Source organism: Micromonospora sp. NPDC049799 (assembly GCF_040656655.1).
In the GTDB taxonomy this organism is placed as follows: Bacteria; Actinomycetota; Actinomycetes; order Mycobacteriales; family Micromonosporaceae; genus Micromonospora.
This window is the reverse complement of record NZ_JBFAMU010000635.1, coordinates 1-2,568: the sequence shown is the minus strand read 5'-3', so window position 1 is coordinate 2,568 and position 2,568 is coordinate 1. Positions and strand designations below refer to the sequence as shown.

The window sequence follows — 2,568 nt, the reverse complement described above, 5'->3', positions numbered from 1 at the left end:
GCCCGGGGGGGCCCCCTCTTTGTGGGTCCCCCACCCCCGGCCACTCCGCCCTGGGGGGGGGGGGGGCGCCGCCCCCCCCCCCCCCCCCCCCGCTCCGACGGGGGTGAGGTCGTGGTGAGTTGGTGCTCCGGGGAACTAGTCTCCAGGGCAGCAACGTCCGGCCCGTGCGCGGGGCGGGCACGGTAAAGGCGGGGAGACGGACATGTCCAGCGGCCAGTTGTACGACACCATCGGAGCCACGTACACCGTGACGCGGCGCACCGAGCCGCGGATCGCCGCACAGATCTGGGCCGCGCTCGGCGATGCGCGGACGGTGGTGAATGTCGGGGCGGGTACCGGCTCCTACGAACCCGCGGACCGTGCCGTCACCGCGGTGGAACCGTCGGCGCTGATGCGGGATCAGCGCCCCGCAGGCGCGGCGCCGTGCGTGGCCGCCGCCGCGGACAGCCTGCCGTTCGAGGACCTGTCCTTCGACGCGGCGATGGCTGTCGCCACCATCCATCACTGGCAGGACCCGATCGCGGGCCTGCGCGAGATGCGGCGTGTCGCCCGCCGCGTGGTGGTGCTCACGCACGACACCACGGACGCCGGCTGGATCGGCCGGTTCTGGCTCACCCGCGACTACCTCCCCGAGGTCGCGGACCTCATGGTCGGCCGGCCTTCGCTGACCGAGTTGGCCGGTGCGATCGGAGCCCGCGTGGAGCCGGTGCCCGTCCCGTGGGACTGCGTCGACGGCTTCTTCGAGGCCTACTGGCGCCGGCCCGAGGCATACCTGGACCAGACCGTCCGTCGTGGGCTGTCGGTCTGGTCCCGAGTCGGGCCGGACGCCGAGCAGAGGGCGGTGCACCGCCTCCGCGCCGACCTCGCCTCCGGTCGGTGGGCCGAACGCAACCGCGACCTCGTCGATCTCGACGCGGCGGATCTCGGCCTCCGGCTGCTCGTCGCCTGAACCCGCCGTACCGGTCAGCCCTGGCGGAGTCCCTCGTAGTACGGCTTCATGGCCGGGTAGTAGTCGTCGAAGTCGCGCCTCGGCTCGCCGGTGTGCGCGGCTACCAGCAGGTCCAGGTAGTACTCCCAGCCGGGGCCGACCTCGCCGACGCCCTCGTCGCTGTCGAGGTGGTGGGTGAACGTCAACTCGGTCGCGTCCCCCGCCTCGGCGAGCAGCATCTCCACGTGCCACGACCCGTGCTCGTCGACCATCGACACGACGAGGCGCCGGGGCGGTTCGCACTCCTCGATCAGCAGGTCGCTCCACGGCGCGTCGTCCTCGAACGCCATCTGCACCTTGACGGTGCGTCCGGGACCCGCGTCGCCCTCCCACCGGCCGAACCAGCGGGCGCTGCGCTCCGGGTCGGTGATGCTGGCCCACACGTCGGTCGCGCGTGCGCGGAACCGGCGGGTGAGCACCAGGTCGGTGCCCTTTCCGGTGCGGACCAGTCGTCCGCCGGGCGTCGTCGTCATGCCGTCCTCTTTCCTGTCCGGTCCGTCGCGTCGCGGGCCTGGCGCTCGCGGCGCGTGCGGTACACCTCGGTCTCCAGTGCGTCCAGGCGGTGCCCCCATCCGGACGCCGCGTCGAACTGCGCGAGCCATTCGGTGAGCCGGGCCAGGGGCGCGGTGTCCAGCCGGTAGAAGCGTTGCCGACCCACCAGTTCGTCGCGCACCAGGCCGCTGTCGCGCAGCACCCGCAGGTGGCGACTCACGGCCGGCCGGCTGATCGGGAACCGGTCGGCGATGTCACCCGCCGACCGGTGCCCGTCGCGCAGCAGCACGAGGATCTCCCGTCGTACGGGATCCGCGATCGCCGCCGCCACCTCGTCCACGCCGAAAGCGTAACTCATCGGTTACGCTTCTGTCCGGCCGCGGACGGCGAGGGCGGCGGGTGGGGACGAGCCACGCCGGGCCGGACGACGCCGACCCGGCGTGGTACCGCGATGTCCGCCGTCAGCGGCCGTGGTGCCGGAACGCCTTGTAGATGTCCACCGGCAGCGCGGGCGCGCCGTCGACCGGGGCCGGGTCCTCGTCGGTCGGCGCCACTCCACCGGCGGCGATCCGGTCCAGCGTGGCGAGCCCGACCGCGTCGACCGAGCCGAAGACGGTGTAGTTCGGTCGCAGGGCCGAGTCGGCGTAGACCAGGAAGAACTGGCTGCCGTTGGTGTCCGGACCGGCGTTGGCCATGGCGAGGGTGCCCCGGGCGTAGAGCCGCCGCACCCCCGTCGGATCGGTGGGCGCCGGCGGCAGGTCGGTCGGCAGCTCGTCGGCGTAGCGGTAGCCCGGCCCGCCGGAGCCCGTCCCGGAGGGGTCGCCGCACTGCAGCACGCTCAGCGTCGGGTACGCGGTCAGCCGGTGGCAGGAGGTCCGGTCGTAGAAGCGGTGCCGGGTCAGGTGCAGGAAGCTCTGCACCGTGCACGGCGCCGCCTCCCGGTCCAGGAGCAGCCCGATCGGGCCGTGGTTGGTCCACAGGGTCACCCGGACGGTGCCCCGGTCCGGCGTACGGCGGGGGTCGGGTGGCAGCGGGACCGGCCGGGCGGCCGGCTCCTCGGGGGTCGCCGTGTAGGCGCACGGTCCGGG

3 protein-coding genes and 1 pseudogene are annotated in these 2,568 nt (G+C 73.9%); 1 reads left to right on the top strand and 3 read right to left on the bottom strand.

Annotated elements, in window-relative coordinates:
• Window positions 1–214: 214 nt before the first annotated feature.
• Window positions 215–949, top strand: a pseudogene (locus AB0I76_RS27560) (methyltransferase domain-containing protein); the annotation flags it as partial.
• A gap of 14 nt (window positions 950–963) precedes the next feature.
• Here AB0I76_RS27560 and AB0I76_RS27555 read toward each other — a convergent pair.
• The 3 genes from AB0I76_RS27555 to AB0I76_RS27545 form a co-directional block, all read right to left on the bottom strand.
• Complete coding sequence (locus AB0I76_RS27555) at window positions 964–1,461, bottom strand: SRPBCC family protein (RefSeq protein ID WP_357041352.1); 498 nt, start codon at window positions 1,459–1,461, stop codon at window positions 964–966.
• Entirely contained in the window at window positions 1,458–1,838 is a 381-nt protein-coding gene (locus AB0I76_RS27550; RefSeq protein ID WP_357041349.1) for a metalloregulator ArsR/SmtB family transcription factor, read from the bottom strand. The genes AB0I76_RS27555 and AB0I76_RS27550 overlap by 4 nt, the downstream gene beginning before the upstream one ends.
• 103 nt (window positions 1,839–1,941) lie before the next feature.
• Window positions 1,942–2,568, bottom strand: a 627-nt coding sequence (locus AB0I76_RS27545) for a peptidylprolyl isomerase (RefSeq protein ID WP_357041346.1), incomplete at its 5' end; no start/stop codon positions are given.